We start from the raw sequence: 24,630 nt of genomic DNA on the forward strand, positions 1-24,630 counted from the left end.
ATGGCCCGGACCTGCCCGCGCACGCGCCGAAACGACCGCACCGCGGCCCCCGACGTCTGCCTGGACGACGTGGGGGCCGCGGTGCGGCCAGGTTCCGGGTGACGGGGGAGGCGGAGCCACGTCACCCGGCAACCGGTCAGGTGACGCTGATGACGTGGGTCGACGTGTACGTCTGCCCGGTGCTGTCCCTGGTGGTGAGCCGCGCGGTGTAGGTGCCCTTGCGGGAGTACACGTGCGAGGTGTTGAGGGTGTGGACGTCGGCGGTGTTGTCGCCGAAGTTCCACGTCTGGTCGATGATCGTGCGCCCGGCGGCCGGGGTGGCCGTGGCGGTGAAGTTCACCGTCAGCGGCGCGACACCGGTCGACGGGGTGGCCGTCGACGAGTGCGTCGAACCGCTTTCCTGTTTGACGCCCGCGCCGTTGAAGCGCAGCCAGTCGAAGGACATCAGGTCGGTGCCCGCCGCCGGGGTGGGGTTGTTGAACACCACGTAGAGCGCGAACTGCGCGGTGCCCGCGCCGGAGAGCGGGATCGTCGGGGAGATCAGGTTGTCCCAGCTTCCCGTTGACGGGACCGTGGCCTTGCCGAGCAGCGTGCCGGTCGGCGAGTCCTTGCGGAACTCGATGTCACCGCCCGGACCACCCGAGGACACGCCGACGGTGACCGAGTTGATGCTCTTCAGATTCGCCGGGGCGAACCTGAGCCAGTCGCCGTGGTCGACGTCGCCGAGGCGCTTGCCCGCCCGCGCGGTGGGGCGGTCGAACACCGTCACCCCGCTCTGCTCGTCGAAATGCTCGGCTTCCTTGTCCTTGGTCTGCAGCTCGACCTGGGTCGACCCGACCAGCACGGGCACACCGGTCGCGCCCTTGTCGGTGTACTGCGCGCTGATGCGGGCGTACAGGTTCTGCCCCGGGCCGTGCCCGTCGCCCGCGTTCGCGTCGGTGGTCACCACGCCGGAGCACCCGGTGTAGTTGTCGAGCGGGTGGGCGTGGTCGTCATGGCCGAGGAGCGTCTGCACGACGACCTTCGAGCAGTCGATGGCGGTCCCGTCCTCGGGGTCGGTGACGGTCACGGTGTACGGGATCTTGTCGCCGAAGTCGAAGAAGCCGCCGTTGGGGATGTTGATGGCGACGGTGGGCCGGGTGTTGCCGACGGTGATCTCCACCGCCGCCACCCCGGAACCGACGGAGTTGCTGACGGTCAGGCGCGCGTTGAACCTGCCGTTCGTGCTGTAGGTGTGGGTCGGGTTGGCCGAGGTGGAGTCGACCGTGCCGTTGCCGTCGAAGTCCCACGCGTAGCTGAGGTTCGAGCCGGTCGAACCAGCGCTGGAGAACGCCACCGTCAGCGGCGCCGCGCCGCTGTCCTTGCTCGCGGTGACCTTGGCCGTCGCCGGGGTGCCGTTGGCGACGTAGTCGATGCGGTAGATGCCCGCGCCCTCGTTCGAGCCGCCGCGCCCGCTGCCCGTACCCGCGCCGAAGTCGATCACGTAGAGCGAGCCGTCCGGACCGTACTCCGCCTCGATGGGCTGGATCCACGACATGTCACTGAAGACGCCGTTGATCGACTGCAGGTCGCCCACGTTCGTCGCGCCGAAACGCGAGTTGGTGAAGGTCTGCGCGGTCTTGTGGATCGACAGCGTCTTGAACCACTTGCGGGTCAGCTCATAGATGACCCACTTGCCGTCGAAGTACTCGGGGAACTTCGTCACCCGCGGGTTGTTCGGGTCGTAGTCGTACATCGGGCCGCTCATCGGGCCGCCGCCGCCGGTGCCGACCTCGGGGAACTGGGCCGAGGCCGAGTAGGCGTGCCAGACCAGGGCGGGCTTGGCGGCCGGGAGGGTGGTCAGGCCCGTGTTGTTCGGCGAGTTGTTGACGGGCGCCGCGCAGTTGAACTTCGCGCCCGAGACGCCGGTGGCGAAGTCGTAGTCGTTGAACGGGGTGTTGTTGCCGATGCAGTACGGCCAGCCGTAGTTGCCCGCGCTGGTGATGCGGTTGTACTCGACCGTCCCCTCCGGGCCGCGGTTGGGGTCGGCCGTCCGGGCGTCCGGGCCGTAGTCGCCGACGAGCACCGCGTTGGTGTGCGGGTCGATGGTGACGCGGAACGGGTTGCGCATGCCCATGGCGTAGATCTCGGGCTTGGTCTTCGCGGTGCCCGGCGCGAACAGGTTGCCCGCCGGGATCGAGTAGGTGCCGTCGGCCTTGGGGGTGATGCGCAGGATCTTGCCGCGCAGGTCGTTGGTGTTGCCCGAGGTGCCCTGGGCGTCCCACGCCCCACGGCCCGCGCGCTCGTCGATCGGGGTGAATCCCGAGGACTCGAACGGGTCGGTGTTGTCGCCGATCGCCGCGTAGAGGTTGCCCGACTTGTCCATGGTGATGGAGCCGCCCATGTGCGAGTTGGCTCGGCCGACACCCCGGTAGGTGGGGATGGTGAGCAGCCGCTTCTCCGAGGTCATCGCGATCGCGTTGTTCGCCACGGTGAACCGCGACAGGTTCAACTGCTTGAGCGTCTTGTCCGACCACAGCAGGTAAATCCAGCCGTTGGTGGCGAAGTCCTTGTCGAGTGTCATCCCGATCAGGCCGTCGGACTGGCTCGTCATCTCCGGGGTGTAGGCGAAGTCGAGCAGCGTGGTGGCCGCCAGCGTGGACTGGTCGATGACCTTCACCTTGCCGGTGCGCTGGATGTAGTAGACCTTGCGGTCAGGGGCGACCGCGAGCTCGAACGGGTCGGCCAGGTCCTGGCCCACCAGCGTCGTGCGCTGGAAGCTGCCGGTCTTCGTTGCGCTGCAATCGCCCTCGACGGCGCCCGCGGCCCACTCGATGCCGTAGCGCAGGTGCTCGAGGAAGGCGGGCTCGTCGAACGACTTGGGATCGTGGCCGCCTGCGGTGTACCAGGACCGGCCGCCGTCGTAGTTCTGGCACCACGAGTACGCGTGGTCGACACCCTCGTCGAGGTTGCCGGTGATGCCGTCACGGAGCTTGATCTGCGCGAGGGTGTGCACCTTGCCGGTCGGGTTGGTCTTCCAGTTGTACCACTCCTCGCTGCGCTCCCAGAGTTCCGGGAGATTCTTCGTGGAGGGATGCGCCCGGTCGACGACCTTGATCCGCCCGGGGTAGGTGCCGCCGGTGGAGTTGTAGTCGGGGTGGAAGTCGAAGATCGTGCCGACCAGGCCCTCGTACCAGGCCCAGTCCCGCTCACTGGCGGTCGCCGCGTGCAGACCGGCGTAGCCGCCGCCCGCACGGATGAACTTCTGCAGCGCGAGCCGCTGGTTCGCGTCGAGCAGCGCCGGGGAGCCGATGTTGGAGTTGGTGTTGTTGAAGACGATCGCGTCGAACGTCGCCAGATTCGCGTCGGTGAACTGGGCCGCGTCGTCGGACACGACAACCTCGAAGTTGTGATCCACACCCAACTTCTGGATCGCCGCCTTGCCCGCGGGAATCGAGCTGTGGGTGAAGAACGTCGTCTTCGAGAACACCAGGACCCGGAAACGAGGCGCCGCCTGCGCGGGAACCGCCGCGGCGCCGATGAACAGAAGTGCGGCCAGCGCCGCTAATAGTGGTTTGAACAGCGATTTCATGTGAGCTCCGTGCAGGGTCGAAGAATCACTTGCCAGGGTCAGGGGACAGCAGCGGTCAACTCGATCTCACGGGCGAGTGCGGCGCCCGCGCGCCGCAGCCACACCAGCGCGTCCCGCCTCGCGGCCTCCGCGCCTTCGGCGAGCCAGACCAGGGTGAGCACGCCGGAGTCGGTGGCGTCGCCCGCCACGACGCGCGCGGGCACACCACGGCACATCGCGCGGGAAAGGATCTCCCCCACGGCCTTGCCGTGCAGGCTGGTGCGGTCGAACCGCCCCTCGCCGGTGATCACGAGGTCGGCGTCCGCGATCACGCGGTCGACGCCGACGAGGTCGGCCACCGCCGCCGAGCCCGGCAGGGTGACCGCGCCCCACGCGGTCGCGAGCCCGTACGCCACGCCGCCCGCGGCACCCATGCCCGGTCGGCCGGGGTCGCCGCCCAGCAGCGCGCTCAACAGCGTCAGACCTTGTTCGAGCGTGGTGACCTCGCCGGGATCCGCGCCCTTCTGCGGCCCGTAGACCGCAGCGGCGCCCTGGGTACCGAGCAGTGGGTTGCGCACGTCGGTCAGCAGGGTGACCCCGTCGCGCGGCGGTGGCCGCAACCCGGACAAGTCGACCCGGGTCAGCGCGCCGAGCGAGCCGCCGCCATCGGGCAGGGGCTCGCCATGGCTGTCGGTGAAGCGCGCGCCCAGCGCCGCCAGAACACTCGCGCCGCCGTCGGTGGACGCCGAACCGCCGAGGCCGATCAGCAGCCGGGTCGCGCCGTGGTCCATCGCCGCGGCGATCACCTCACCGGTCCCCCGGCTCGTCGCGGCGAGCGCGTCCGGGGCGGCCATGAGCGGAAGACCGCTCGCGGTGGCGATGTCGATCACCGCGCACCCGTCCGGCAGCATCGCGAACGAACCGGTGACCGCGCGCCCGTCCGGCCCGGTGCACCCGGGCACCTGGTGGACGGTCGCGCCCGGGTGCGCCGCGGCGACGATGTCGGCGGTGCCCTCACCGCCGTCGGCCATGGGCAGCGCGACGAGTTCGTCGCGGGCGCGCACATCGCGCCAACCCTGGGACAGGGCCTGCGCGGCCTCGGCGGCTGTCGCGGTCCCCTTGAAGGAATCCGGCGCGATGACGATCTTCATCGGACCGCCTGTCCCGCGCTCTGCGGCGATGCGGACGACATCACCGAGCGATAGGCCGCGATCGTCTCGCGGAGCACCTCCGCGCCAGGCCGGGACCAGAGGTTCGCGTCGAATACCTCGACCTCGATCGGGCCGGTGTAACCCGCGGCGTCGACGGCCTTGATGAACTGTCCGAAGTCGACATGGCCGGTGCCGGGCAGGCCACGGCCGACGAGGACGTCGGCAGGCAGCGGCAGTACCCAGTCGGCGAGCTGGAAGCAGGCGATCCGCTCGCCGTTGGCGGCGATCAGCGGCAGCACGGCCTCGTCCCACCACACGTGGTAGGTGTCGAGCGCGACGCCGACGACCGACGCCGGGTAGGGCGCGCACAGCTCGAGCGCCCCGGCGAGGGTGGCGACGACACTTCGGTCCGCGGCGAACATCGGGTGCATGGGCTCGACGGCGAGGGTGACGTCCGCGGCCTCCGCGTACGGGGCCAGCGCCGCCAGCCCGGCGGCCACCCGGTCCCTGGCCTCGGCCAGCGTCCGACCCGCCAGACCGCCGCACACCAGCACCAACGCGGGCGCGCCGAGCACCGCGCACTCCTCGATGGCACGACGGTTGTCGTCGAGCCAGTCGTCGGCGCCGAAGAACCCGCCCCGGCACAGCGAGGTGACCGTCAGACCCGCCTCCCGCACCATCGCCGCGGCGCGGCGCAGGCCGTACTCGGCGACGGGCTCCCGCCACAGGCCGACGTTGCGCACGCCCTCGGCCACACATCCGTCGACCACGTCGGTCAGCGGCCAGTACTTGGCGGTGGCCTGGTTGAAGGAGAACCTGTCCATCAGCGCACCCCACACGTGGTGAAGAACGCGCGCGCCCTGGCGGCGGCCAGCTCCGCGTCCGGCAGCAGCCCGACCTCGTCGGCGAGCACTAGCAGCCGTGCCAGGTGGGTCGCCGAACGACCCGACTGGAGTCCGCCCACCATGGTGAAGTGGTCCTGGTGTCCGGCCAGCCAGCTCAGGAAGACGATGCCGGTCTTGTAGAACTGGGTCGGGGCGCCGAACAGGTGCCGGGCCAGCGGCACCGTGGGGTCAAGCACCGCACGGAAGCCCGCGGTGTCGCCCTCGTCGAGCAGCCCCAACGCCGGACCGACCAACGGGGCCAGCACGGCGAACACACCGAGCAGGGCGTCGGAGTGGCCCTCCTCGTCGCCCGCGATGAGCTCGGGGTAGTTGAAGTCGTCACCGGTGAACATCCGCACGCCCGCGGGCAGGCGGCGGCGGAACGCGATCTCCAGGTCCTTGTCGAGCAGGCTCATCTTGATGCCGTCGACGACCCGGTCGTGCTCCTTGATCAGGCTCAGGACCGTGTCGGTGGCCTCCGTGGCGGCCGAGCCCCAGTAGCCCGCGAGGGCGGGGTCGAACATCTCGCCCAGCCAGTGCAGTACCACTGGGGTGTCCACTTCGGACAACAGGGTCGAGTAGACGTACAGGTAGTCCGCGGGCCCCTTGGCCACGGCGGCCAGGTGCCTGCTGCACATCAGCACCGGCTGCGCGCCCGCCTCCACCACGTCGGCGAGCTGCCGGCGGTAGGCGTCGAGGACCTCGCCGAGCGTCGCGGGGCCCTCCAGGTGGTCGGTGGCGACACCCGCGACGACCTTGCCGCCGACCGAGTGTGCTTCGCGCACGGTGCGCTGGATGAGCGACCGCACAGCGGGATAGTCGATACCCATACCCCGCTGTGCGGTGTCCATGGCCTCGGCGACCCCGAGGCCGTGGCTCCACAGGTGGTGCCGGAACGCCATCGTCGCGTCCCAGTCGAGCACGGCGGGGGCACCGGGAACGTTCTCGGCGAGCGGATCGGCCACGACGTGGGCGGCGCCGTAGACGACGCGGCTGGTCGACGGCGCCGCACCCCGCGGGGCGGCGGGACCGCCCCGCAGGGTGTGGCGATGCCCGCCGGGAAGCACGATGGAGGTCACGATGTCTCCGTCAGGGCGAACTTGCGGCCCTCACGCGCCGACCGCAGACCCAGCTCGGCGAACTGGACGCCGCGGGCGGCCGCGGCGAAGTCCCACGGGAACTCCGAGCCGGTCACGACGTGCTTGAGGAACAGTTCCCACTGGACCTTGAACCCGTTGTCGAACTGGGCGTTGTCCGGAACCTCCGACCAGACGCCCCTGGCGTCGATCGTCGAAGGCTTGTCCGGGTCCCACACCGGCATCGGCGTCGCCGTGCGCGACTGCGCCCGGCACCGGTGCAGCCCGGCCACGGCGGAGCCGTGGGTGCCGTCGACCTGGAACTCGACCAGCTCGTCGCGGAACACCCGGGTGCACCACGACGAGTTGACCTGGGCGATCACCCCGCCCTCGAGTTCGAAGGTCCCGTAGGCGGCGTCGTCGGCGGTGGCCGAGTACTCCGCGTCGTTCTCGTCCCAGCGGGTCGGGATGTGCGTGGCGGTGGTGGCCTGCACGGTCTTGATCTCACCGAAGAGGTGCTCGAGCAGGTAGTGCCAGTGCGGGAACATGTCCAGCACCATCCCGCCGCCGTCCTCGGCCCGGTAGTTCCACGACGGGCGCTGGGCCCGCTGCAGGTCGCCCTCGAACACCCAGTAGCCGAACTCGCCGCGCACCGACAGCACCCGGCCGAAGAACCCGGAGTCGACCAGCCGCTTGAGCTTCAGCAGCCCGGGCAGGAAGATCTTGTCCGCCACGACGCCGTTGCGCACGCCCGCGGCGCTCGCCACCGCGGCCAGCTCCAGCGCACCGCGGTGATCGGTCGCCAACGGCTTCTCGGTGTAGATGTGCTTGCCCGCCTCGATCGCCGCGGTGATGTTCTTCTCCCGCTGCAGCGTGGTCACCGCGTCGAAGTAGATCTCGATGTCGTCGCGGGCGAGGGCGGCGTGCAGATCCGTCGTCCACTCGGCGATGCCGTGCTTCTCGGCCAGTTCGGCCAGCTTGTGCTCGCTGCGCCCGATCAGCAGCGGCTCCGGCCAGATCACCGTGCCGTCGGCGAGCGGGACGCCGCCGTGCAAGCGGATCGCCAGGATCGACCGCAGCAGATGCTGGCGGTAGCCCATCCTTCCGGTCACGCCGTTCATGGCGATCCCGATCGTCCTACGGGACATTGAGATTTCCCCCTGTGTCAGTGAGAGTCGTGGGCGCCGAGCAACTGGCGGATGTCGCGGGTGTACTCGCCGAACTTCGGGTCGGCCATCACCTGCACGTAATCCCGCTCCCGCGGCAGATCGATGTCGAAGGACCGCACCAGGCGGCCAGGGCGCGCGCTCATGACCTCCACGCGGGTGGAGAGGAACACCGCCTCCGCGATCGAGTGCGTGACCAGCAGGACCGAGGTCCCCGTCTCCCGCCAGATCCGGTTCAGCTGCGCGTTGAGCACCTCGCGGGTCAACGCGTCCAACGCGCCGAACGGCTCGTCCATGAGCAGCACCGGCGGCCGGTGCAGCAGGGCCCGGCACAGGGCCACGCGCTGCTGCATACCACCGGACAGCTCGTGCGGCATCGCGTTCTCGAACCCGGTGAGCCCGGTCAGCTCGATCAGCTCGTCGGCGCGCTCACCGGCGACCGTGCGGTCCATGCCGCGCATCTCGGCCTGCAGCAGGATGTTCTTGCGGACATCCCGCCACTGCAGCAGCGCCGACCGCTGGAAGGCGAACCCCACGTTCTGCTGCGGCTTGGTCACGACCTGGCCCAACAGCGTCGCCGTGCCCTCACTGGCCTTGACCAGACCCGCGACCACCTTCAACAGCGTGGACTTGCCGCACCCGGACGGACCGACGATCGAGGTGAACCCACCCTCGGGCACCCGCATCGAGACGTTGTCCAGGGCCAGGGTCGACGATTTCGCGGACCGGAAGCGAACCGTGAGGTCCTTGACGTCGATCGCCGCGCCCGTCGTCACCGCGCTCACGCGCCACCGCCGGAGGCCAGCGAACCGTCCCAGTACTGTGCCGGGGCCTTCGGGTCCTTCAGGTTCGCGTACTTCGTCATGAGGGAGATGGCGTCCTGCCACTGTGCCTCGGTGTTCTTGCCCGGCGTGCCCGCCTCCGACAGCTTCAGCAGCGGCTCGGCGAGCTTGAGCTGCTTGACGAGCACGTTCAGCGGGGGCTCGTTCTCGGCGAGGTCGACCATCGACTGCGCGGCGTCGTCGGCGTTCTTCACGGCCTCTGCCCACGACTTCTGGGTGGCGCGGACGAACTTGGCGACGAGGTCCTTCTTGTTGGCCAGCGTGTCGTTGCCGACGACGATGCCCGTGCCGAGCAGGTTGAGGCCGTTGTCGGCGTAGAGCAGGTACTCGACCTTCTTGCCGGTCTTCGCCTCGATGGTCGGGCCCTGGTCGTGGAAGAAGCCCATGATCGCGTCGACGCCGCCGGTGGTCAGCTGGGCGATCTTGTTCGCGGCGTCCATGTTCACCACGGTCACGTCGGTGGCCGCCATGCCGTTGGCCGCGAGCAGCGCCGGGAACGTCGCGTACATCGCGTCACCCGGGGTGCCGCCGATCCGCTTGCCCTTGAGGTCCTTGATGGACTTGATGCCAGAGCCCTCGAGGGTCTCGATCGAGGAGGGGCCCTTCTGCAGGAACACACCCGCGCTCTTGACCGGCACGCCCGCGGCGACCGAGTTCAGCAGCGGCGGCGTGTCCGCCCAGCCGAACGTGGTCTGCCCGGCGGCGACCGCCTTGATCGTGTTGCCGGAACCGCTGCCCGGCTTGATCTCCAGGGCGATGCCCTCTTCGGCGTAGAAGCCCTTCTTCAGTCCGTAGTAGAACGGAGCGTGCTCGCCGTAGGGCACCCAGTTGAGGGTCAGCGTCACCTTCTCGGCGTCCTTGGGCGGCGGTGGGGCGGCCTCGCCGCTGGTGGGCTGACCGCCGGGCGCACACGCCGTCAGCAGCATGCCCGCCAGCACGCCCGCAATGAGTCGCTTCATGGATAGGCCTTTCAGGACGTTGTAGCCGAGGACATGGACCGGTGGCTGGCGTGCCATGGGATGAGAACCGCCTCCAGCACCTCGACCACGAAGAACAGGAGGATGCCGATGGCGGACATGAGGATCAGCGCCGCGAACAGCAGCGGGGCGTCGAGGTTGCCGTTGGCCACCATCAGCTGGTAGCCGAGGCCCTCACTGGCGCCGACGAACTCGCCGACGACGGCGCCGACGACGGCCAGGGTGACCGCGACCTTCTCCCCCGCCATCAGGTGCGGCAGCGCGTTGGGGAACTTGATCTTGCGGAACGTCTGCCACTTGCCCGCGCCCATCGTCGCCGACAGCTCCAGCAGCTCCGGGTCCGTCGAGCGCAGACCCGCCACACCCGAGACGACGACCGGGAAGAACGCGATCAGCACCGCGAGGATGATCTTCGGGGCGAGGTCGTTGCCGAACCAGACCACGATCAGCGGCGCGATCGCGATCTTGGGGATCACCTGCGCGAACAGGACGATCGGGTACAGCGTGCGCTCCAGCGCCCGCGAGTAGGCGATCGCCACGGCCGTGGCCAGGCCGAGCACCGACGCGAGCACGAAGCCGACGACCGTCTCATACAGCGTGACGTAGGAGTGGTACATCAGCGAGGACCAGTCCTCGATCATCCGGTCCCACACCTGCCCAGGCGACGGGACCAGGTAGGTCGGCACCCATCCACGCGCCGTGATCAGCCACCACGCCGCGACGATGACGGCGAGCAGGGCGGCGGGCCGCCAGGTGGCGTCCAGCACCTGGAGCAGTCGCTGCGCCGGGGACGTCCTGACCCGACCACCCCGCGTGCGGCCGGGCGGACTCTGGGCGGTCCGCGGTTCGCTCATGGTCGTACTCGACACCTGCTACCTCCGAGATGGGAGCTGACGACCCCTCCTGTCGGAGGCACGACCGCCAGGCAAACGCTTTCCTGGAAACTATCGGACACCTAGGCCCTAGGCAAGGGCTTTCCTACTGGTCAACCGGGTAGACGTCGAGGAACCCGCACATGCCGAGCCGAGCCGACTCGTCCGGCCCCGACTTGCCGCACACCCTGGACTGAAACAGGTGTGACGCGTCGGAATCGGCCATGGCCGCGAGCTGACGCCCCGTGGCCTCCGCCGCCGCGAGCGCGCCGCGCTCCCAGCGCGTTCGCCAACTGTCGAACAACGGACGCTTGAGCTCCACGGCCGCGGCGTAGAACTGTTCCAGCGTCCCGTTCTCCAGCAGTTCGTGGAGACCCCGCACCGCGAGATCCCGCCGCCGGTAGGCCGCGGAGACGTCGGTGCCAGGGGCTCCCCCGCCGGGAAGCGCCGCGGCCTCGGCGTAGCGCGCCGGATCCTTCACGATGTCGAGCGGGAAGGTGAACACCGCGTCACCCGCCTCGGGGAGGCCGGTGTTGCCCATGAGGACGGTTATCCGCAGGCCATCCTGGTTCACCAGGCGGTGAATCGTGCCCGGCGTGAACCACAGGACCACGCCGGGGCGCAGATCATGCTCCTGGTAACCGTCCTGTGAGGACAGTGTGTGCACCCGGCCCGCGCCCGCGGTCACCAGGTAGGCCTCGGTGCAGCACAGGTGTACGTGCGGTGTTCCGCCTCGGTGGCCATCCTCGGCAGGCGTGTCGTACACCGTCAGGCTGGATACGCCCACCGCCCCGGGCAGCAGCTCACACATGGGAACCTCTCACTGTGAAGCCCCCTCCACCCCTATGCCGACCATGATCGGGACCGGCGCGGCAACGGGCGGGAAAGGGCTTTCCTGGTAGGCTGGGACGCTAGTGTGGACCGCACCCAGGTGTCAATGTCCGGAGGTCGCCAAGATGACAACGCTCGCCGACGTCGCCCGCCAGGCCGGGGTGTCGCCCGCGACGGTGTCCCGCATCGTGAGCGGCAGCTCGAAAGCGGTGTCCGACGAGCTGCGCGAGCGGGTGTTGAAGGTCGTCCGGGAGCTCCACTACGTGCCCAACGCGCACGCGCAGCTGCTGGCCCGCTCCGACCGCACGACGGTGGGCGTGATCGTGCACGACGTCTCGGACCCGTACTTCGCCGAGATCACCAGGGGGCTGCAGCGCGTGGCGGCCGAGCAGGGCAGGCTGGTGATCATCTGCAACTCCTACCGCGACCCGGACCGAGAACTCGCCTACGTCGAGCTGCTGCGGGCCCAGCAGGCCGAGGCGATCATCCTGGCGGGCTCCGGCTATCTCGACCCGGCGTTCACCAAGGCGCTCACCACGCAGCTGGCCGCGTTCGCCGCGACCGGCGGCCGGGTCACGGTGGTCGGACGGCACGAACTCGTCGGCGACGCGGTGCTGCCCGCGAACGAGGAGGGCGGCTTCCTGATCGCCTCAGCCGTCTTCGACGCGGGCCACCGCCATGTCGGTGTGCTGGCCGCCCCACCCGAACTCACCACCACCACCGATCGGCTCGCAGGTCTGCGGCGGGCGGCCAAGGAGAAGCGGCGGCCCATCCCGCGGCGCCGCATCTGCTACACCTCCTTCGACCGTGACGGCGGCGCGGCCGCCGCCGCCGCGCTGCTCGACGCCGAACCCCACCTGACCGCCCTGATCGCGATGAACGACACCATGGCGACCGGCGCGCTGTCGCTGCTGCGTGAGCGCGGCATCTCGGTTCCCGGCGAGGTCTCCGTCGTGGGCTTCGACGACATGCCGATCGCCCGCGACCTCACTCCGTCACTCACCACGGTGCGCCTGCCCCTGATCGAGATCGGCGCACGCGCGATCACCCTCGCCCTGCAGGCTCCGCATCGGACCCCCAGGCGCGAGGTGGCCCCGGTCGAACTCGTCTTCCGGGAGTCGCTCGCACCCCCGGCGACTGGGCGCAACGGGCACGCGGTAACGCGTGGATCGGTCGCACCGCAAGGCAATCGGCCACGCGCGAACGAACGGTGAAGGGGTTGACGGCGCAGTGCGCCAGTTCAACGCCCCCCGTCGGGGAGAGTCGGCGGCGCGGGCGACCGGGTAGACGCCCGCGAGCCCGCCGACGAGTGCGGCGATGACCGGGCGACCGACCAGCCGACGAGCGCTGAGCGTTCTCCGGGCAGAACGGCATCTCGCTCAGTCGGGTAGCCGGGCGCCGGTCTTCGCGTCGAACAGGTGGACGTGCTCGGGGTGCGGGGACAGACTGAGTCGAGCGCCACGCCGCCACGCCGACATCCCCGGCGTGCGCACCGTGATCGCGTGGTTGTCCCCCACCTCGTCGCCGGGCGCGGTGCAGTAGAGGTACTGGTCGCTGCCCAGTTCCTCCACCACGTCGACCGTCGCCGAGATGCCCTCGGGAACGATCGTCCAGCCCTCGGGGCGGATACCCACCACGACCTGGTCCGACGACAGCGCCGCGCGCTGCGCCGGGGTCAGCGGGATCGGACGCCCACCCACCGACGCCTGCTCCCCGACCACCTTCGACGGGATCAGGTTCATCGCGGGCGACCCGATGAACCCGGCCACGAACAGGTTCGCCGGCCGGCCGAACAGGCCGATCGGGGTGTCGCACTGCTGCAACACGCCGTCCTTCAGCACGGCCACGCGGTCGCCCATCGTCATGGCCTCGACCTGGTCGTGGGTGACGTAGATGGTCGTGACGCCCAGGCGCCGCTGGAGGGACGCGATCTGCGTGCGGGTCTGGACACGCAGCTTGGCGTCCAGGTTGGACAGCGGCTCGTCCATGCAGAACACCTGGGGCCGACGCACGATCGCGCGGCCCATCGCGACACGCTGGCGCTGGCCACCGGACAGCTTGGCGGGCTTGCGCTCGAGGTACTGCGTCAGGTCGAGCAGGTCGGCGGCCTCGCGGATGCGCTTGATGCGCTCTTCCTTCGGCATCTTCGCGATCTTGAGGTGGAAGCCGATGTTGTCGGCGACCGTCATGTGCGGGTACAGCGCGTAGTTCTGGAACACCATCGCGATGTCACGATCCTTGGGTGGCAGGTTCGTGACGTCGCGGTCGCCGATGCGGATCGCGCCACCATCGACGTCCTCCAAACCGGCCAGCATCCGCAGAGTCGTGGACTTGCCACAACCCGACGGCCCGACCAACACCAGGAACTCGCCGTCCTCCACGGCCAGGTCGAGGCGGTCGACGGCGGGCTGCGGGTTGCCCGCGTAGTACCTCGTGGTCGCGTCGTAGGTGACGGTGGCCATGGCATTTCTCCTGGTGGTCGGGCGGACACAACGTCAGATGTTGGTCCGCATACTCGAGACGAAAAGTCGCTGGAAGGCGAAGAACAGCGCGACGGTCGGGACCGACACGGCCAGCGCCGCGGCCAGGACCACCGGCGGAGGCACCCGGCTGTAGCCGCTGGACAGGTCGGCCAATGCGGCCATGATCGGTCGCGCGGTCGGGCTGAAGGTGAGACTGATGCCGAACAGCAGCTCGTTCCACACCCAGACGAACTGGAAGATGAAAGCGGCGGCCATCGCGGGCTTGGCCAGTGGCAGGTGGACCGAGCGGAAGACCCGCCACCAGCTCGCCCCGTCGAGCAGGGCGGCCTCGGTGATCTCGCGCGGCACGGTGGCCAGGTAGTTGCGGATCACGAAGAACGCGAACGGGACGCAGATCGCGGTGTAGACGATCGCCAGGCCGGTCCACGAGTCGTACAGGTCGAGTTCGGCGGAGGCGCTGAACAGTGGCCGGACGAACACCTGCAACGGCAGCAGCGTGCCGGTGTAGATCAGCCAGAACCACAGCGCGGGCCGCCGGACCGGCATGATCGCCACCGCGAAAGCCGCCCCGGCCGCCACGATGACGGCCGCCGCGGCACACACGAACGCGTACCCGAGGCTGTTGGCCGTCGCCTGGCCGAAGTCACCGGCGTCCCACGCCGCGACGAGGTTGTCGACGAACCCGAAACCGTCCGGCACCCAGCGCGGGCTTCCGGTGTAGGTCTCCACCGAGGTGAACGCGTTGACGACGAGCAGCCAGGTGGGAACCAGCCACAGCAGTGCCATCCCGATGACGGTGATGTCTCTGGCGACCCGCCCGAGCGACTTCGGCTGCTTGCCACGCTTCGTCACAGTGCCGTTCATGAAGCTGCCTTTCCCTGCCCGCGCAAGTACACCCACGAGCTGGCCAGGACGATCAGGGTGAGGACCACCGCGATCGCCGAACCCACACCGGGGCGCTGCAACAGGAAGCTCTCCCGGTACATCGACAGCGCCAGCGTCTCCGACGAGCGGGCGGGCCCGCCCTGGGTCATGACCCAGATGACGTCGAAGGTGCGCAGCGCGTTGGCCAGGCTGATCCCGACCACGACGTAGGTGACGGGCCGCAGCTGCGGCAGGACGATGTGGCGGAACCGGACCCAGCCGTCGGCGCCGTCGATGGACGCCGCCTCGACCGTCTCAGGTGGAATGGTCTGCAGGCCCACCAGGAACAGGATCACCGCGACCCCGGTGGCCTGCCAGGTGTTCGCCATGATCATGCCGAGCGTGTTGAGCGGATCCTCCAGCAGCCAGTCGTGCGCCCAGCTTTCCAGGCCCAGGCCCGCGAGGAGCTGGTTGACCGCGCCGTCACTGCGGAGCATGTAGCCCCAGATCACCGCGACCGCGGAACCGGAGATGGCGTAGGGCAGCACCACCGCGAGGCGGGCGATCCGGCCCCACCGCTGCGCGTTGGTCATCACCGCGATCGCCAGGCCGAACCCGACCGGCAGCAGCAGCGTCCCTGCCATCCACATCAGCGTGTTGAGCAGCGACAGGCTCAGCGCCGGGTCGTCGAACAGTTTGGCGTAGGCGGACAGCCCGCCGAACACCGGCACCAGGTCGTCGGTCAACAGGCTCCGGTAGACCGTCGCCCCGAACGGAACGAGAAGGACGATCGCCACCAGGGCGGCGGCGGGAAGCAAGAATCCCGCCGCGGCCAGGTTCCGGCGCGGCCCGCCCGGCCGGGTGCGGCGCCGAGGCGCCGCACCCGCTGCCGAACCGGCCGCCGAAACGGGCGGCTTCGTCGACACAGTCGAACTCACCCGCCTGCCTTCCGCCACGCCGCCCACTCGGTCTCGGCACGCTTCTGCATGTCGGCCAGCACGCTGTCGGCCTCTTCCGGCTTGAGCATGAACTTCCCGAGATCCTGGACGTTGCCCTCGACCAGAGCGGGCGGGCTGGCCTCCCAGTAGCGGGTCAGCAGCGTCGGGTTCATCGCCTTGACCTCCGCGGCGACCTCGGCCAGCACCGGGTCCTTGCTGATGACCTGCGGGTTGGCCGACGTGTCGCCGAGGAACTCGGTCCAGGTGGTCTGCACGGCCGGGTCCATCCAGCTCTTCATCACCTTGATCGCGGCCTCCTTGTGCGGGGCTGCGGAGGGGACGGCGAAGACACCGGACTCGACGATGACCGACTTCGGGGCGGACGGGTTGATCGACGGCCAGAGGAAGGCGCCGTAGTCCTCACCGGGCTTGAGGCCCGCGCCGGACAGCGTGCCGTTGAACCAGGTGCCCATCGGGATCATGGCCAGCTTCCCGGCCTTCATCTGCGCCGGGGTGTCGAGGAACTTGATGTCGGTCTTGGAGGTGTAGCCCTTGTCGATCAGGGCTTTCCAGACCGCGAGCGCCTGCTTGGCCTTCTCGTCGGTGTAGGACGCCTTGCCGCTCGTCAGATCCTGGTAGAACCGCGGGTCGGACTTGCTGAGGAACTCCTCGAACGGGATGAAGCTGGTCCAGCCGTCGGTCTGGCCGGTCCACAGCGGCGCCGCGCCCGCGCCCTTGAGTTTCTCGCAGGCGGCGAGGAACTCGTCCCACGTCTTCGGCGGGGTCAGCCCGAGCTGGGCGAACAGCTTCTTGTTGTAGTAGACGACCCAGTTGCTCTGCGAGAGCGGCAGGCCATAGACCTTGCCCTTGTAGGTGAACTGGTCCTTCAGGGCCGGGTTCACCCAGCCCTTCTTCTCGGCCTCGTCCCAGACCTCGGTGAGGTCGGTCAGCGAGCCGGTCCGCGCGAGGTCCTGCAGCCGGTACCCCTGCCACCACTTCACGATGTCAGCGGTCTTCGGCGTGGTGATCGAGGAGCGGATCACCTGCTCGTAGCTGGAGGTCGACGGCACCGAGAGCGGGGTGATGCCGGTGCCTCCGGTCGCCTTCCTCAGGTCGACCGAGACCTTCTCGAACCCATCCTTCCACTGTGGGTTGTCGCTGTAGAGCGTCACCTCGCTCGCGGCCTGGGCACCACCACCGCTGTCGCCGCCACCCCCACACGCGGCCAACCCCACGGCCAACGCGACAGCAACACCACCAACCAGCAACCGCTTCATTGATCCAATCACCATAACCATCTCCTGAGGGGGCAACTGCGATTGGACGGATACTTGCATACAAGTGTGCGTCCTGCAACGATGCGTTCATGCCAGCGACACATCTCCCGGCGGAACTCCCGCCCGTCGAGCGCACGCCGATCCGTGCCCGCACGTCGGACCGGGTCTACGACCAACTCGCCGCGGCGATCCGCGACCTGCGCCTGCCGCCCGGCGCGTCGCTGTCCGAGACGGAGTTGGCCGCGCAGCTGCATGTCAGCCGGACACCGCTGCGCGAGGCGATCGCCAGGCTGGCCGAGAACGGGCTCGTCACGGTCGTGCCCCAGGTGGGAACCCGGGTCGCGCTGATCAGCCTCGGCGATGTCGTGCAGGCCCAGTTCGTGCGCGAGCACCTCGAGGTGGCCGCGTTCACCGTCGCCTGCGGACTGTCCCCCGACATCTCGGCGCTGCGCGAATCGCTCGCCCGGCAGGAGCTGGCCCACGCGAGCCACGACGTCGACGCGTTCTTCGCCGCCGACGAGACCTTCCACGAGCGGATCTTCGCGATCAGCGGGTACCCCGGCGCCTGGCGCGCGATGCAGTCGGTGAAGGTGCAGCTCGACCGGCTTCGGCGGCTGAGCCTGCCCGAGGCGGACACCGTGGCCGAGCTGATCGCCGAGCACACGATGATTGTGGACGCGTTGGAGGCCCGCGACATCCCGAGCGGGGTCGAGGCGCTGCGCGGGCATGCCCGGCGCGTGCTCGATTACGGGCCCACGCTGCGCGGTATCCACCCGGAGGTGTTCACCTCGTGACCGCGGGCGAACTCGACGGCGTCGTCGACTACCTCATCGCGGGCGGCCACCTCAAGACGGGAACCCCCGTCCGCGCGCACCGGCTCACCGGCGGCGTCTCGGCCGAGACCGTGCTGGTCGAGGCCGCGGGCACCCGGCTCGTCGTCAAGCGCACCCTCGGCAAACTGCTCGTCGAGGCCGACTGGACGGCCAAGCCCGAGCGGGCCATGACCGAGGCGGCGGCGATCGAGCTGCTGTCCGGGTACAGCCCCCGCGAGGTCCCGAGCCTGCGTGCGGCCGACCCGAGCCACCACACCCTGGTGATGACGGCGGCCCCAGCGGACTGGGTGAGCTGGAAAGACGTGCTGATGGGCGAGGTCGCCGACCCCACCCAGGGCATCTGGTCCACCGCCGCGCGCCTGGGCAGGCTGTTGGGCACCTGGCACCACCGCACCTGGCATGACGCCCAGGTCGCCGAGCGGTTCGGCGACGACGAGGCGTTCGAGCAGCTCCGGCTGGACCCGTTCCACCGGGTCGTGGCCGAACTGCATCCCAAGGTCGCCAAGACCATCGAACTCTGCGCCGAGGAGTTGCGCGACACCCGGCACTGCCTGGTCCACGGCGACTACTCCCCGAAGAACGTGCTGGTCGGCGCGGACGGGCTGATGGTGCTCGACTTCGAGGTGGCCAGGATGGGCGCACCGGTGTTCGACGTGGCGTTCTTCCAGACCCATCTCGCGCTCAAAGCGCTGCACCAGCCCGCCAGGGCGGAGGAGATCGCCCTGGCCGCGGCGGTCTTCCTCTGGTCGTACCAGGGGAGCGCGGGCGACGCGGCCGAGGACGGCGAGCGGGGGCTCGGCACCCATGTCGCCTGTCTGCTGCTCGCCCGGGTCGACGGCCTGTCCCCCGCGTCCTATCTCGACCCCGCGACCGCGGAATCGGTGCGTCGGATCGCCCTGGAGGCGTTGTCCGACCAGGCGCGGATCGGCACTGTCTGGCAGCGAATTCAGGAGATCGCGTGAGTGTGACCATCAGAACTGTCCAAGCCTGGGAGGCGCTGGATTCGCGGGGCCACCCCACGGTCGCCGCGCGGGTCGGGCTCAGCGACGGCAGCGAGGGCGTGGCGATGGCCCCCGCCGGGGCGTCGGCGGGCTCGCACGAGGCGGTGGAGCTCCGCGACGGCGAACCGCGTTACTTCGGCCGGGGCGTGCGCCGCGCGGTGGCCAACGTGATCGAGTTGGGGCAGACCTTGGTCGGTTTGGCTCCGGTGGACGTCGACGAGGCGCTCACCGCCGCCGATCCCTCCCCCGGTTTCGCGAAGCTCGGCGCCAACGCCGTGCTGGCCGTGTCGATCGCGGCGGCCCGTGCGGACGCGGCGGCGGCCGGGACCAGCCTGGCGCGGCGGCTCACCGGTGACGACAGGCCCTTGCTGCTGCCCATGCCGATGGTCAACGTGCTCTCCGGCGGCGCGCACGCCGGGGCGATGCTCGACGTCCAGGACTTCCTCGTCATCCCGGTCGGCGCCACGAGCTTCGCCCAGGCCATCGAATGGGCCGGGGCAGTCCGGACGGCGGCGACCCGACTGGCCGTGCGGCGCGGATTCCCGCAGGCGGTGCTCGTGGCCGACGAGGGCGGCGTCGGCGTCCCGCTGCCGAGCAACCGGGCCGCCCTGAACCTGCTCACCGACGCCATCAGCGCGGCCGGGCTCGCCCCAGGCGTCGACGCCGCCATCGCCGTCGACGTCGCCGCGACCCAGTTCCACACGGACGGGCGCTACCGCCTGGCCTGCGAAGACCGCGACCTGTGTGCCGACGAGCTGATCGGCGAGCTCGTCGACTGGTGCGCGAACTATCCGATCGCCTCGCTGGAGGATGTGCTCGCCGAGGACGACTGGCCCGGCTGGCAGGCCGCCACCACCGCCCTCGGCGACCGGGTCCAGCTGATCGGCGACGACCTGTTCGTCACCTCCACCGACCGGCTCACCCGCGGCATCGACACCGGGATCGCGAACTCGGTCCTGGTGAAGGTCAACCAGAACGGCCTGCTCTCGGGCGCCAAGGCCGTCGCCGACCTCGCGCGCCGCGGCGGCTACTCGACCGTGGTGTCGGCCCGCTCCGGGGAGACCGAGGACGACTGGCTCGCCGACCTCGCGGTGGGGTGGCGCGCGGGCCAGATCAAGGTCGGCTCCACGCACCGGTCGGAGCGCACCGCCAAGTGGAACCGGCTGCTGCGGCTGGAAGCCACCGAGAACACCACGTTCGCAGGCCCATGGCACGGCGGACAGATCCCGAAGGAGTACCCATGACCAGCAGGTTCACCGGGCGAACCGTCTTCGTGACCGGTGCCGCGTCCGGCATCGGCTTCGAGATGGCCCGCCAGTTCCACGCCGAGGGCGCCACCGTGTTCGCCGGTGACCTGGTCGTGGACACGGTGCCCGACGGCACGATCGGGGTGCGGGTCGACGTCACCGATCCGAGTTCGGTGGCCGGGGCCGTCCAGTTGGCGCTGTCCAGCGGAAGGCTGGACGTCGTGTGCAACAACGCGGGGGTCGCGTCGACCAGCGACCCGGTGTCCTGCACCGTCGACGACTGGGACCGCACGTTCGCGGTCAACACCCGCGGCGTCTTCCTCGGCACCAAGTACGCGCTGCCCGCCATGCTGGCGCAGGGGCGCGGCGCCATCGTCAACACCGCCTCCGTCGCCGGGCAGGTCGGGCTCAAGGACCGGGCGGCCTACTGCGCGAGCAAGGGCGCCGTCATCGCGTTCACCCGCCAGGTCGCCGTCCAGTACGCGGGCACGGGCGTCCGCGCCAACTGCGTGTGCCCCGGCACCGTCGACTCGCCCTGGGTCGCCCGTCTCATCGACGCGGCGGAGGACCCCGGGCAGGCGCGAGCGGGGCTGGTCGCCAGGCAGCCGATGGGACGCCTGGGCACGCCGCGGGAGGTCGCCGCCGCAGCGCTCTACCTGGCCTCCGACGACGCGGCGTTCATGACCGGCACCGAACTCGTCATCGACGGAGGTCTCAAAGCAGGCTGACGCTCCCCTTTCCACGGCAATCGACATCTCATAAGGAACCTCCAGATGCGGCTCATGCGCATCGGCGCACCCGGCGCCGAAATACCCGTAGTCCTCACCACCGAGGGCCACCACCTCGACCTTCGCGGCCTGACCGCCGACATCGACGCCGCGTTCTTCGCCGCCGACGGACTGGACCGCGCCCGTGCCGCCGTCGAGGCGGGAACGCTGCCCCGCGTCGAACTCGGCGGCGAGCGCGTAGGCGCGCCGATCGCCCGGCCGGGCGTGGTGCTGTGCGTCGGCATGAACTACGCCGCCCACGCCGCCGAGGGCGGTTCCGAACCACCGGAGCACCCGGTCATGTTCTACAAGGCGCCCAACACCGTGGTCGGCCCCGACGACGACGTCCTGCTCCCGCCCGGATCGGTGAAGACCGACTGGGAGGTGGAACTCGCCGTCGTGATCGGCCGTCGCGCGAGCTATCTGGGGTCGGCCGCCGAGGCCGCGGACCACATCGCCGGGTACGCCATCTCCAACGACGTGTCGGAACGACACCTCCAGCTGGAGATCAGCGGCGGTCAGTGGTCCAAGGGCAAGAGCTGCGAGACCTTCAACCCCCTGGGGCCGTGGCTCGTCACTCCCGACGAGGTCGGCGACCCGCAGGCGCTGGGACTGCGCTCGTTTGTCAACGGCGGCGCACGCCAGCACTCCACCACCAAGGACATGATCTTCTCCGTCGCCGAGCTGGTCCACCAGCTCAGCCAGGTCACCGTCCTCGAACCGGGCGACCTGATCAACACCGGCACGCCGGAAGGCGTCGCCGTCGGCGGGCGCTTCCCCTACCTGCGAGACGGAGACGTCATGGACCTGGAGATCGACGGCCTCGGCAGGCAGCGGCAGCAGGTGAAGGGGCGATGAGCATGCGACTGTCCCTCGGCCACATCGACGTCTACGACGACCGCGTGGCCAAGTTCGCCCACCAGCTCGGCCTGACCGGCGTCCAGTTCCACACGCCCAACCTGCTCCCCGGCGACGACGGCCACTGGTCGATGTCGGAACTGCGGGCCATGCGCGAGCGCTGTGACCGCGACGGCCTGCGGATCGACGGGGTGGAGAACGTCCCGCTGGCCCACTTCTGGAAGGTCCAACGTGGACTTCCCGGCCGCGACGAGCAGATCGACAACTACCGAAAGACGATCGCCAACCTGGCCGCGGTCGACGTCAGGATGCTCGGCTACAACTTCCTCCCGTCGTTCGTCTGGCGCACCAACATGCTCGACCGCGGTCGCGGCGACTCGATGGTCACCTCGTTCGACCTCGCCGACATCGACAAGGGCAACGCGCTGGAGGGCTACCGGCTCGCGCCGTCGGAGCCGTTCACCGAGTTCATCACCGCCGAGCAGATGTGGGCCAACCACAAGTACTTCCTCGACGCGGTGCTGCCGGTGGCAGAGGAACACGGCGTGCGGCTGGCGCTGCACCCCGATGACCCGCCGGTCGACGCGCCGCTCGGCGGGGCCGCGCGCATCTTCATCTCCCCCGCGTCGCTGCTGCGGGCCCGTGAGCAGGCAGGGAACAGCCCGTCCTGGGGTCTGAACTTCTGCCTCGGCACGGTCTCGGAGATGGCGGGCGAGGAGTCGGTCAACGAGGTCATCGACACCCTCGGCGCGGCGGGCGCCATCTTCTACGTGCACTTCCGCGACGTACAGGGCACCGTCCCGGCGTTCAAGGAGTGCTTCCTGGGTGAGGGCAACTACAACCCCGCCCGAGTCATCCGCCGACTCCAGTCGGTCGGGTTCGACGGCTTCATCATCGACGACCACGTTCCCGCCATGGTCGGCGATCCCGACACGTGGATGGACATCTCCCCCGAGGCGTACTGCAGCCGCGGCCGCGCCCACGCCATCGGCTACCTCCAGGGCGTGTTCAACGCCCTGGGCATCGAGTAAGTACACCGATAGTGGCTGTTCCCCTGCATCTCCAGCCCCCAAGGAGTACCTGTGCCCAGCAATGTCAATCGCCGCAAGGCAGGCCGTGTCGGTTTGCGCCTCGTCGCGGCGGCCGTCGCGGTGTCCGCGGTCTCGGTCACGGTCGCCGCCCCTGCCAGTGCCGCCGCGAGTGACGTCGTGCCGATCGACTTCGCCGCGCTGGTGAAGCCGACCGACGCGATCACCACCAAGGTGGCCACGATCCTGCTGAACACCAACCAGTACGCCGTGACGACCTGGTGGAACACGAAGAAGAACTTCGACGCGCAGACCGGCGCCTACCTGGACTTCGCAGGCACCGGGGAACACCAGATCCGGCACCCAGGGGCACAGGCGTACGGCCTGGCCACGGCGTTGCGCATGGGGGTGTACAGCGCGACGCAGACCGGGGTCAGCGTCGCCGACGCCGAGGCGATCACCGTCAAGCTGATCAAGTCACTGGCGTACCGGCACAAGGTCAACACCACCGGCGGCTGGGGCGACCACTGGCAGTCGGCGCACTGGGCCGCGATGGCGGGCACCGCGGGCTGGATCATGTGGGACAAGCTTTCGGTGACGGACCGCGAGTACGTGCGCAAGATGGTCGAGTACGAGGCCAACCGGTTCAACAACTACAACCCGACCTACTACCGCGCGGTCAACGGCACCTACAACCACCCCGGAGACACCAAGGCCGAGGAAGTCGCCTGGAACAACACCATCGTCGCGCTGGCCGCGTCGATGATGCCCAACCACGCCAACAAGGCGACGTGGATGAAGCAGGTCGTCGCCCTGTCGTACAAGGCCAACTCCCGACCCTCCGACGTCGGCACCGGCGCGGACGCGTGGAAGACCCTCAACGGCTTCAAGCTGGGCTCCATGACCGGCTCCAACGTCAACCAGGACGGCACCGTCGTCAACCACGACAAGATCCACCCCGACTACATGGAGTCCTTCGCGATCAACCTCAGCGGCGCGCTCACCCTCGCGCTGTCCAAACAGGACACACCTTACGCGATGCGCCGCGCCTACAACAACATGTACGACACACTCGTCGACAAGAGCTTCGTCCCCGGAACCATGCCGTACACCGACCCGAAGATGGCGGGCAAGACGCTCAACGCGCCGGGCGGAAAGATCTACGCGAGCAGCACCGTCACCGACCCGAACGACACCAGCGACATCTACTACCCCATGGGCAACGACTGGGGCACCGCTCACCGGATGAACTACGCGACCATGGATGTCTTCGCCGACAGCTTCAACGAGGACGACCTGGCCAGCGTGAAGGCCGACGTCTGGGCCAACGCGCACCTCACCAAGGTCCAGAAGCAGCAGGAGCGCCACGCCGACCGCCACACGTTCGCCAACGCCACCGAGTTCAGCTACGCGGGCGCGGAGGAGTGGATCTCCCATCACGCCGCGTGGGCCTACTGGTCCCGGATCGTCACCGCCAGCAGCCTCTACAAAGTCACATCCGCCGCCTACTAGTGATACGGGGGTCCGGGACTGATACCCGGACCCCTTCACTTCGCGGCGCGGGCACACCGGGCCTTGACTGCCCCGGTGAGTCGCCGACGCGAGTGCCGAACACCGCCGAGATCGCGGGAGGCACGCTGGTCGCTTGACAACGGCAACGACGACGAAGGGCTGGGCCACCTCCCGGTGGCCCAGCCCTTCGTCGTCCAGGAACGCCATTGACTGCACAAACCGCACACGACGGGTGTGTTCGCCGCGCCGCGCCCGCCTCCACGGCGCGACTGACCGTGTCCGGCCTTGCAGTTGCTCGGCTGGTTCCGCCAGGCTCGCGGCCACCACCCCGACACGCCCTCAGCGCGATAAGCGTTGACCACTGACCAGTCGGCCACGAACCGCACACGCCGAATTGCCGACGCCCGCGGGGGCGTCGGCAATCCGGCTGACTTCTCCCCGGCGGGTCGCCGACCCCGGTGAAGGGAGACAGG

General features: G+C 69.5%; 21 protein-coding genes. 8 read left to right on the forward strand and 13 right to left on the reverse strand.

Annotation, left to right across the window (positions count from 1 at the left end; all coding sequences use genetic code 11):
- Positions 1-136: 136 nt before the first annotated feature.
- The 9 genes from ACSHT8_RS09550 to ACSHT8_RS09590 form a co-directional block, all read right to left on the reverse strand.
- Entirely contained in the window at positions 137-3,571 is a 3,435-nt protein-coding gene (locus ACSHT8_RS09550) for a ThuA domain-containing protein (RefSeq protein ID WP_436499765.1), read from the reverse strand.
- A gap of 38 nt (positions 3,572-3,609) precedes the next feature.
- Complete coding sequence (locus ACSHT8_RS09555) at positions 3,610-4,701, reverse strand: glycerate kinase (RefSeq protein ID WP_436499767.1); 1,092 nt, start codon at positions 4,699-4,701, stop codon at positions 3,610-3,612.
- Entirely contained in the window at positions 4,698-5,525 is an 828-nt protein-coding gene (locus ACSHT8_RS09560) for a sugar phosphate isomerase/epimerase family protein (protein ID WP_436499769.1), read from the reverse strand. Before ACSHT8_RS09560 ends, ACSHT8_RS09555 begins: the two co-directional genes overlap by 4 nt.
- Positions 5,525-6,664, reverse strand: a complete 1,140-nt coding sequence (locus tag ACSHT8_RS09565) for a dihydrodipicolinate synthase family protein (RefSeq protein ID WP_436499771.1) — start codon at positions 6,662-6,664, stop codon at positions 5,525-5,527. Before ACSHT8_RS09565 ends, ACSHT8_RS09560 begins: the two co-directional genes overlap by 1 nt.
- The gene (locus ACSHT8_RS09570; RefSeq protein ID WP_436499773.1) at positions 6,661-7,809 is read right to left on the reverse strand and encodes a Gfo/Idh/MocA family protein; all 1,149 of its coding nucleotides are present in this window, start codon (positions 7,807-7,809) and stop codon (positions 6,661-6,663) included. The genes ACSHT8_RS09565 and ACSHT8_RS09570 overlap by 4 nt, the downstream gene beginning before the upstream one ends.
- A gap of 17 nt (positions 7,810-7,826) precedes the next feature.
- A complete protein-coding gene (locus ACSHT8_RS09575; RefSeq protein ID WP_436499775.1) occupies positions 7,827-8,612 on the reverse strand; it encodes an ABC transporter ATP-binding protein in 786 nt (261 codons plus the stop codon).
- Complete coding sequence (locus ACSHT8_RS09580) at positions 8,609-9,628, reverse strand: ABC transporter substrate-binding protein (protein ID WP_436499777.1); 1,020 nt, start codon at positions 9,626-9,628, stop codon at positions 8,609-8,611. Before ACSHT8_RS09580 ends, ACSHT8_RS09575 begins: the two co-directional genes overlap by 4 nt.
- 11 nt (positions 9,629-9,639) lie before the next feature.
- On the reverse strand, positions 9,640-10,500 hold the full coding sequence (locus ACSHT8_RS09585; RefSeq protein WP_436499779.1) for an ABC transporter permease: 861 nt from the start codon (positions 10,498-10,500) through the stop codon (positions 9,640-9,642).
- A gap of 124 nt (positions 10,501-10,624) precedes the next feature.
- Positions 10,625-11,329, reverse strand: coding sequence for a cupin domain-containing protein (locus ACSHT8_RS09590; protein ID WP_436499781.1), 705 nt, complete (start codon positions 11,327-11,329; stop codon positions 10,625-10,627).
- Between the two features lie 145 nt (positions 11,330-11,474).
- On the opposite strand from ACSHT8_RS09590, the gene ACSHT8_RS09595 reads away from it, so the two are divergent.
- Entirely contained in the window at positions 11,475-12,563 is a 1,089-nt protein-coding gene (locus ACSHT8_RS09595) for a LacI family DNA-binding transcriptional regulator (RefSeq protein ID WP_436499783.1), read from the forward strand.
- A gap of 165 nt (positions 12,564-12,728) precedes the next feature.
- Here ACSHT8_RS09595 and ACSHT8_RS09600 read toward each other — a convergent pair whose 3' ends face one another.
- Genes ACSHT8_RS09600 through ACSHT8_RS09615 form a run of 4 tightly spaced genes read right to left on the reverse strand, consistent with a single transcriptional unit; the run spans position 12,729 to position 16,911 of the window.
- A complete protein-coding gene (locus tag ACSHT8_RS09600; RefSeq protein WP_436499785.1) occupies positions 12,729-13,811 on the reverse strand; it encodes an ABC transporter ATP-binding protein in 1,083 nt (360 codons plus the stop codon).
- A gap of 33 nt (positions 13,812-13,844) precedes the next feature.
- Positions 13,845-14,696: a carbohydrate ABC transporter permease gene (locus tag ACSHT8_RS09605; RefSeq protein WP_436499787.1), complete on the reverse strand. Its 852-nt coding sequence runs from the start codon at positions 14,694-14,696 to the stop codon at positions 13,845-13,847.
- Positions 14,693-15,634, reverse strand: coding sequence for a carbohydrate ABC transporter permease (locus ACSHT8_RS09610; RefSeq protein WP_436499789.1), 942 nt, complete (start codon positions 15,632-15,634; stop codon positions 14,693-14,695). Before ACSHT8_RS09610 ends, ACSHT8_RS09605 begins: the two co-directional genes overlap by 4 nt.
- Positions 15,631-16,911 (reverse strand): ABC transporter substrate-binding protein, encoded by a 1,281-nt coding sequence (locus ACSHT8_RS09615; protein ID WP_436499791.1) that lies wholly within the window; start codon positions 16,909-16,911, stop codon positions 15,631-15,633. The genes ACSHT8_RS09610 and ACSHT8_RS09615 overlap by 4 nt, the downstream gene beginning before the upstream one ends.
- An 89-nt stretch (positions 16,912-17,000) precedes the next feature.
- Between ACSHT8_RS09615 and ACSHT8_RS09620 the strand changes: the two genes are divergently transcribed.
- The 7 genes from ACSHT8_RS09620 to ACSHT8_RS09650 are packed head-to-tail and all read left to right on the forward strand — an operon-like array spanning position 17,001 to position 24,157.
- Positions 17,001-17,705 carry a GntR family transcriptional regulator gene (locus tag ACSHT8_RS09620; RefSeq protein ID WP_436499793.1) on the forward strand — a complete coding sequence of 235 codons (705 nt, stop codon included), beginning with the start codon at positions 17,001-17,003 and terminating at the stop codon, positions 17,703-17,705.
- Positions 17,702-18,706 (forward strand): phosphotransferase, encoded by a 1,005-nt coding sequence (locus ACSHT8_RS09625; protein ID WP_436499795.1) that lies wholly within the window; start codon positions 17,702-17,704, stop codon positions 18,704-18,706. Before ACSHT8_RS09620 ends, ACSHT8_RS09625 begins: the two co-directional genes overlap by 4 nt.
- Complete coding sequence (gene eno / locus ACSHT8_RS09630; RefSeq protein WP_436499797.1) at positions 18,703-19,989, forward strand: phosphopyruvate hydratase; 1,287 nt, start codon at positions 18,703-18,705, stop codon at positions 19,987-19,989. The genes ACSHT8_RS09625 and eno overlap by 4 nt, the downstream gene beginning before the upstream one ends.
- Positions 19,986-20,720, forward strand: coding sequence for an SDR family NAD(P)-dependent oxidoreductase (locus ACSHT8_RS09635; RefSeq protein ID WP_436499799.1), 735 nt, complete (start codon positions 19,986-19,988; stop codon positions 20,718-20,720). Before eno ends, ACSHT8_RS09635 begins: the two co-directional genes overlap by 4 nt.
- A 45-nt stretch (positions 20,721-20,765) precedes the next feature.
- On the forward strand, positions 20,766-21,617 hold the full coding sequence (locus ACSHT8_RS09640; RefSeq protein ID WP_436499801.1) for a fumarylacetoacetate hydrolase family protein: 852 nt from the start codon (positions 20,766-20,768) through the stop codon (positions 21,615-21,617).
- Complete coding sequence (locus ACSHT8_RS09645) at positions 21,614-22,648, forward strand: mannonate dehydratase (RefSeq protein WP_436499803.1); 1,035 nt, start codon at positions 21,614-21,616, stop codon at positions 22,646-22,648. Before ACSHT8_RS09640 ends, ACSHT8_RS09645 begins: the two co-directional genes overlap by 4 nt.
- A 51-nt stretch (positions 22,649-22,699) precedes the next feature.
- Positions 22,700-24,157 (forward strand): hypothetical protein, encoded by a 1,458-nt coding sequence (locus ACSHT8_RS09650; RefSeq protein WP_436499805.1) that lies wholly within the window; start codon positions 22,700-22,702, stop codon positions 24,155-24,157.
- Positions 24,158-24,630 lie beyond the last annotated feature (473 nt).

Origin of the sequence: Actinokineospora sp. HUAS TT18 (assembly GCF_051364635.1) — a bacterium.
Lineage (GTDB): Bacteria > Actinomycetota > Actinomycetes > Mycobacteriales > Pseudonocardiaceae > Actinokineospora.

Bases quoted from the DNA above. Each gene is read 5' to 3' on its own strand.
- ACSHT8_RS09645 (WP_436499803.1), top strand. From the start codon at position 21,614: ATGAGCATGCGACTGTCCCTCGGCCACATCGACGTCTACGACGACCGC.
- ACSHT8_RS09570 (WP_436499773.1), bottom strand. From the start codon at position 7,809: ATGTCCCGTAGGACGATCGGGATCGCCATGAACGGCGTGACCGGAAGG.
- ACSHT8_RS09635 (WP_436499799.1), top strand. From the start codon at position 19,986: ATGACCAGCAGGTTCACCGGGCGAACCGTCTTCGTGACCGGTGCCGCG.
- ACSHT8_RS09615 (WP_436499791.1), bottom strand. From the start codon at position 16,911: ATGAAGCGGTTGCTGGTTGGTGGTGTTGCTGTCGCGTTGGCCGTGGGG.
- ACSHT8_RS09550 (WP_436499765.1), bottom strand. From the start codon at position 3,571: ATGAAATCGCTGTTCAAACCACTATTAGCGGCGCTGGCCGCACTTCTG.
- ACSHT8_RS09605 (WP_436499787.1), bottom strand. From the start codon at position 14,696: ATGAACGGCACTGTGACGAAGCGTGGCAAGCAGCCGAAGTCGCTCGGG.
- ACSHT8_RS09620 (WP_436499793.1), top strand. From the start codon at position 17,001: ATGCCAGCGACACATCTCCCGGCGGAACTCCCGCCCGTCGAGCGCACG.
- ACSHT8_RS09580 (WP_436499777.1), bottom strand. From the start codon at position 9,628: ATGAAGCGACTCATTGCGGGCGTGCTGGCGGGCATGCTGCTGACGGCG.
- ACSHT8_RS09590 (WP_436499781.1), bottom strand. From the start codon at position 11,329: ATGTGTGAGCTGCTGCCCGGGGCGGTGGGCGTATCCAGCCTGACGGTG.
- ACSHT8_RS09555 (WP_436499767.1), bottom strand. From the start codon at position 4,701: ATGAAGATCGTCATCGCGCCGGATTCCTTCAAGGGGACCGCGACAGCC.
- ACSHT8_RS09560 (WP_436499769.1), bottom strand. From the start codon at position 5,525: ATGGACAGGTTCTCCTTCAACCAGGCCACCGCCAAGTACTGGCCGCTG.
- ACSHT8_RS09640 (WP_436499801.1), top strand. From the start codon at position 20,766: ATGCGGCTCATGCGCATCGGCGCACCCGGCGCCGAAATACCCGTAGTC.
- ACSHT8_RS09600 (WP_436499785.1), bottom strand. From the start codon at position 13,811: ATGGCCACCGTCACCTACGACGCGACCACGAGGTACTACGCGGGCAAC.
- ACSHT8_RS09585 (WP_436499779.1), bottom strand. From the start codon at position 10,500: ATGAGCGAACCGCGGACCGCCCAGAGTCCGCCCGGCCGCACGCGGGGT.
- ACSHT8_RS09595 (WP_436499783.1), top strand. From the start codon at position 11,475: ATGACAACGCTCGCCGACGTCGCCCGCCAGGCCGGGGTGTCGCCCGCG.